This window comes from Mesorhizobium sp. M0771 (assembly GCF_040320155.1).
Lineage (GTDB): Bacteria > Pseudomonadota > Alphaproteobacteria > Rhizobiales > Rhizobiaceae > Mesorhizobium.
On sequence record NZ_JAMYPC010000053.1, the window covers coordinates 1 to 6,052 of the forward strand.

The window sequence follows — 6,052 nt, forward strand, 5'->3', positions numbered from 1 at the left end:
TTTTCGAGATGCGCCGCCGCGGCGCCAAGAAGGGCCTTGCCACGCTGTGCATCGGCGGCGGCATGGGCGTCGCTCTGTGCGTGGAAGCGCTGTGAGCCCGAGGACGGTGTGATGACAGACGGAGAATTCCGCCTCTGCGATGTTTCGCTTGATCGATCTTTCCGCGGTCGAGATGCCCGGACAGATCGTGAGCACGACCTTGCGATTGGTGCCCTGCTGGAACGCAACACGTTCATGCCACATGGGCACAGCCGCGGTCCTTATCGTCTCAGGATAGAAGTGGCGGAGGAACGCTTGGCTCTCCATATCGCCGACGAAAACGGCGCCCATGTCGCAAGTCACCATCTCTCGCTTACTCCCTTCCGCCGCCTGTTAAGGGACTACACGAGAATCTGCGAGAACTACTACGACGCTCTCCGCCACCCTGGTCCAGAACGGCTGGAGGCAATCGATATGGGCCGGCACGGCATCCACAACGAAGCTTCCGAGCTTCTGAAAGAGCACCTCTCAGCGAAAGTGAGCGTCGACAACGACACCGCTCGGCGGCTGTTCACGCTGATCTACGCTCTGCTCGCGCGAAATACGCCTCGGCGCATTCTGTCGAGCTGAAGGTGATGCGACAAAGCCACGCTCAAAGAAGTGCCGAGAGTTGGTTTAGGCCCACGGCTTTGAAAGCCGGACATGTATCGAGAGGGCGCTGGGCTGACACTCATTCCGCCAATCACGAGCAGAAGGAAAAACGTTCGTTGCCTGCAAGGTCAAAACTCCAAACCGAAATCCCGGATGAGAATCCTCTGCAACGCCTCGAGCATCGCAAGGCGAACTGCCGCAGTAAGCGCATGAATGCGAGTGCCAACGGTCTGGCGGCGAGGCATCAGTGATGCAGGACAATTCTGCCGGCTTTTTGGATAGCGTTGACCAGAACTTCCGCCATGCAATGGCGTTCCTCGACTTGCCGGATGGATTGGCGGAGCGGATCATGCAGTGCAACTCGACCTACACGGTGCGGTTCGGCGTCAGGTTGCGCGGCCGCATGTACAGCTTCATTGGCTGGCGATCCGTCCACAGCGAACACTGCGAACCGGTGAAGGGCGGCATACGCTATGCGTCGAATGCCGATGCAGAGGAAGTCGAGGCGCTGGCTGCACTGATGACGCTCAAATGCTCGCTGGTTGATGTCCCGTTTGGGGGCTCAAAGGGCGCTCTGAAGATTGATCCGCGCGAATGGACGCTGCAGGAGCTTGAGCGCATAACTCGCCGCTTCACCCAGGAACTCAACAAACGTGGCCTGATAGGCCCGGGCGTCAACGTTCCGGCTCCTGACATCGGCACAGGCGAGCGGGAAATGGCCTGGATGATGGACGAGTTTCGCCGGGCCAATCCGACCGATGTGATCAATGCGCGCGCCTGCGTGACGGGAAAGCCGCTGTCGAAGGGCGGCATTGCCGGCCGAACCGAAGCAACCGGGAGGGGCGTGCAGTTCGCCATCCAGAGCTATCTCCGCGATCCGCGAACCGCCGGTCTTAACGGCAGGCGTGATCTGAAGGGTGCCACCATTATCGTTCAGGGCTTCGGCAACGTCGGTTACCATGCCGCGAAGTTTCTGTCTGAAGAAGACGGCGCACGGGTGACCGTCGTTGCAGAACGGGATGGCTATATTGCCAATGCCGATGGTCTGGCGATAGAGGTGCTGAAGCAGTATCAGGTCAAAACCGGTAGCATTCTCGGTGTTGAAGGCGCCAAGTCGTATCCCGGTGATATGACAGGTATCGAGCAGGAGTGCGACGTTCTGATTCCAGCAGCGATGGAAAATGCGATCCATCCGGGGAATGCGGACCGCATCAAGGCAAAACTCGTCGTCGAAGCTGCCAACGGCCCGGTGACCTTCGGGGCAGACAAGGTGCTCCGCACCCGAGGGGTCACCATCCTGCCCGATCTTTACGCCAATGCCGGCGGCGTGGTCGTCAGCTACTTTGAGTGGGTGAAGAATCTGACGCATATTCCCTTCGGCCTGATGGAAAGGCGCCGCCGCGAGCGGCGCAACCACACGATTGCCGCGGCGCTTGAACGCATGACCGGGAAGGAGTTCCCCGCCGATATTCGCGAGGAGTTCCTCGAAGGCGGCGCAGAAATTGACCTCGTTCGTTCCGGGCTGGAAGACGTCATGCGCAGCACCTGGGGACGCATCGCCGACCTGATGGAGCAGCAACCGGAACTGAGCGATTACCGAACCGCCGCTTATGTCGCGTCAATCCGACAGATCGCAGATGCCTATGAAGCGATCGGGATCTAACTGACCTGATTGTGAGGCCGGCCTCGCGCCTCGCCAGCCGGTGTTGGCGCCATGGGTGACGACAAAACGCCATGCCGTTCAGCGACTTTCTCGACCTCGGCCTTGATTGAGGCAGGCGTCGGCGTCGACGCAAATTACGAGCAAGGGCAATCGAGTCTCCAAATGTGAAAGGGGCCGGCATTGGCCAGCCCCTTCATCTGAATCTCGGAATTTCTCAGGCCGGCAGCGCGCCCGACTTCTTCGCCGTCCAGGTGGCTATGTAATCCATCAGGCCGGGGTTGAGACAGTCATAGGGCTCGAGGCCCATCGACTTCAACTGGCCGCGGATGCCGTCCATGCGCTTGGGGTCGACGCCGGATTCGATGATCGACGAAACGAAAGCGGTGAAGCCCGGCGGTGACCAGCCGTCTTCCTGGAAGCGCTCGGGATGGATGAAGGACAGACCCTTGAACGGATGGTCGCGCTCGACCGGGCCGTGCATGTGGACGCCGCAACCGGTGCAGGCATGACGCTGGATCAACGCTGCCGGATCGACCACCTTCAGCTTGTCGCCATTCTCGGTGACGGTGACGTCGCCAGTGCCGGCGACCGCCACGACCGAGAACACCGCGCCGTCCGGTTTCCAGCATTTGGTGCAGCCGCAGGCATGGTTGTGGGCGATCTGGCCCTTGACCGTCACCTTCACCGGCTTGCTGGTGCAGGCGCAGACCAGCGTGCCGCCAGCAAAGCTTGCGCTTTCCTTCGGCAGGCCATTGTCGATTTTCGGATGCAGTTTCTCAGGCATTATCTTCCTCCCTTGTTGAACCCATGCAACTACAGTCGCTGGCCCTTCGGTCGGCGGCTTCTTCTCCTCAATAAACGACGACGCTCCTGATCGACTTGCCCTCATGCATGAGGTCGAAGCCCTTGTTGATGTCTTCCAGCTTCAGCAAATGGGTGATCATCGGGTCGATCTGGATCTTGCCGTCCATGTACCAGTCGACGATTTTCGGCACGTCGGTGCGGCCGCGCGCGCCGCCGAAGGCGGTGCCCATCCAGGTGCGGCCGGTGACCAACTGGAACGGCCGGGTCGAAATCTCCTGACCGGCGCCGGCGACGCCGATGATAACCGACTTGCCCCAGCCGCGATGCGAGGCTTCCAGCGCCTGGCGCATCACCTTGGTGTTGCCGGTGCAGTCGAATGTGTAGTCGGCGCCGCCGATCTGGTCGGCGCCGCGCTTGGTCAGGTCGACGAGGTGAGGGACGATGTCGCCGTCGATCTCCTTCGGATTGACGAAATGCGTCATGCCGAAGCGCTCACCCCATTCCTTCTTGTCGTTGTTCAGATCGACGCCGATGATCATGTCGGCGCCGGCAAGCTTCAGGCCCTGGATGACGTTGAGACCGATGCCACCGAGGCCGAACACAACGGCGGTTGCGCCTTGCTCGACCTTGGCCGTGTTGATGACAGCGCCAATGCCGGTGGTGACGCCGCAGCCGATGTAACAGATCTTGTCGAAGGGGGCGTCGGGATTGACCTTGGCGAGCGCGATCTCGGGCAAAACGGTGAAATTGGAGAAGGTCGAACAGCCCATATAGTGAAAGATCTTGTCCTTGCCGATCGAGAAGCGCGACGAGCCATCGGGCATCAGGCCCTGGCCCTGGGTGGCGCGGATGGCGGTGCACAGATTGGTCTTGCGCGACAGGCAGGACGGGCACTGCCGGCATTCCGGCGTGTAGAGCGGGATGACGTGGTCGCCCTTCTTGACCGAGGTGACGCCCTTGCCGACATCGACGACGATGCCGGCGCCTTCATGGCCGAGGATTGCCGGAAACAGGCCTTCGGGATCGGCGCCCGACAAAGTGAACTCGTCGGTGTGGCAGATGCCGGTCGCCTTGATCTCGACCAGCACCTCGCCTTCGCGCGGTCCGTCGAGGTCGACCTCCATGATTTCCAACGGCTTTCCGGCGGCGACAGCGACAGCGGCGGGGGTTTTCATGTCTACATCCTTGTTCTGCGTTATTGGGTCGTTCGCCTCGGCAAGCCAGATGCCTGGACTTGCCAAGTCCTCTCCGTTGAGGCGTGTTTAACCGACCTTAGTTTGAACATTGGCACAATCCCTTCAAAAGCTGCCAGGGCGTGGAACGGGCGTTGTTACATCTCTGCAGGTTGAGGGTCTTTCCTTGGCCTCAGTCACCCCGCCGCAGCCAAACCTCACCAATAAACATCTTATGCCGAGCGCGCCGGACGCTTCCCAAGATCCTTCAGGATTTCCCGCGATGCATTTCGGCCGGGCACGCCGGAGACCCCCCCGCCGGGATGGGAGGACGCTCCGCATTGATAGAGACCTCCTATCGGCGATCTATAGTCCGAATAGTGAGCCGCGGGCCGTTTAAAGAACATCTGATCAAGGGACATGTCTCCGTGATTGATATGGCCTCCCGGCATGTTGAGCTGCTCCTCGATGTCCTTCGGGAGGAGGACCTGCGTATGGATGACGCCATCGGAAAACCCCGGTGCGAAATGGTCGATGGTTTCAAAGACCGACTTCAGGAATCTCGGGCGCTCCTGTTCCCAAGAGCCGTTGGCCAATTCATAGGACGTATGTCCGCCATAGATTTGAACGACATGTTTTCCTTTGGGCGCTAGGCCGGGTTCAAGGACAGTCGGGATCATCATGATCATGAACGGTCGCGAAGAATACCAGCCGGGTTTCGCCTCTTCGTAGGCCCGCTCGAGGTATTCCATGTCAGGAGCAATTTGGGCCCATGCCGGCGTTTCCATGCCCGCTTCCTGCTTGTTGAACGACGAGAACTGCGGAGCTCTTTCACATGCGATATTCAGCTTGAATGCGGCCCCGTTTGTTTTGAATCGTGCGATGTGCGCGACAAATTCACTGGGGAGGTCACTCGCTCCAACGAGCTTTCCGAACAGAACTTTGGCGTTGAGGTTCCCGACAACAATACGCGCTTTATATTCATCTCCGCGGCTGGTTACGACCGAATGCACTCGGCCGTTGCGCGTCTGGACCTGTGTGACATCGCTATTGACGAGAATCTCGACGCCGTGGTCCTCGGCGCATCGCGCCATCGCCTGAGTGATGGAGCCCATTCCACCGACGACCTGTCCGTTGATGGCGTCCTTCTCGTCATGGCTCGAACTGCCATGCAGCGCAAGCCAGGCTGACCCTGGGGTCTTCGGACCGACCAGACTCCCGCCCACCGCTTGCGCGAACGCAGCCTTCACTGCACTGCTCCCAAACCAACGGCTCAGATATTCCTCAGAGCTTTGGGTGAAGAGATCTATTAGCTTGTAGAAATCGTCGCCGACGTTGCGATTCTCCCACAGGAAGCTTGCTGTCTTGGCCCGGGAGCGCAACGAACTGTCGACGAGGTCGACTGGCGTCTGCAGCTTGAGTTTGTAGACAAATTGCGAAACGCTTGAGAGATGATTGCGGAACTCCGGGTAACGGGCAGCGTCGGCCTTGGAAAATCGGGACAAGACTGCCTGCATCTGCCCGATGTCCCCGCCGACCATCATCGACCGCTTTTCGTCCACGGGCCGGAACGTACGATCATCCCCCTTGACGGCTCGAAGGCCATATTTCCTCAGGTCGAGCTCGGTGACTACCTTCGGATGTAGCTGGGATGCAACGTAGGAAAAAACGGAAAAGGTGAAGCCGGGAACAACTTCCTCGGACCGAGCTGCGCCACCAATGACATTGCGACCCTCGAGCACCAGCACCTTCAGGCCGGCTTTCGCCAGGTAGCAGCTGCAAG

The 6,052-nt window shown here is 59.7% G+C and carries 6 protein-coding genes; 3 read left to right on the top strand and 3 right to left on the bottom strand.

Annotation, left to right across the window (positions count from 1 at the left end; genetic code table 11):
- From NKI05_RS31880 to NKI05_RS31890, 3 genes are all read left to right on the top strand, one after another.
- The coding region (locus NKI05_RS31880) for a hypothetical protein (protein ID WP_352794196.1) at positions 1-95 on the top strand (95 nt) is incomplete at its 5' end.
- 16 nt (positions 96-111) lie between these two features.
- Positions 112-609, top strand: a complete 498-nt coding sequence (locus tag NKI05_RS31885; protein ID WP_352794189.1) for a UPF0262 family protein — start codon at positions 112-114, stop codon at positions 607-609.
- Between the two features lie 271 nt (positions 610-880).
- Entirely contained in the window at positions 881-2,293 is a 1,413-nt protein-coding gene (locus tag NKI05_RS31890; protein ID WP_352794198.1) for a Glu/Leu/Phe/Val family dehydrogenase, read from the top strand.
- Positions 2,294-2,507: 214 nt separating this feature from the next.
- Here the strand turns inward: NKI05_RS31890 and gfa are convergent, their stop codons facing one another.
- The 3 genes from gfa to NKI05_RS31905 all read right to left on the bottom strand — a co-directional run.
- Positions 2,508-3,077 carry an S-(hydroxymethyl)glutathione synthase gene (gene gfa / locus NKI05_RS31895; protein ID WP_023830645.1) on the bottom strand — a complete coding sequence of 190 codons (570 nt, stop codon included), beginning with the start codon at positions 3,075-3,077 and terminating at the stop codon, positions 2,508-2,510.
- 67 nt (positions 3,078-3,144) lie between these two features.
- The gene (locus tag NKI05_RS31900) at positions 3,145-4,272 is read right to left on the bottom strand and encodes an S-(hydroxymethyl)glutathione dehydrogenase/class III alcohol dehydrogenase (protein WP_352794192.1); all 1,128 of its coding nucleotides are present in this window, start codon (positions 4,270-4,272) and stop codon (positions 3,145-3,147) included.
- Positions 4,273-4,502: 230 nt separating this feature from the next.
- Positions 4,503-6,052: phytoene desaturase family protein (locus NKI05_RS31905; RefSeq protein ID WP_352794194.1), on the bottom strand; the 1,550-nt coding region annotated here is incomplete at its 5' end.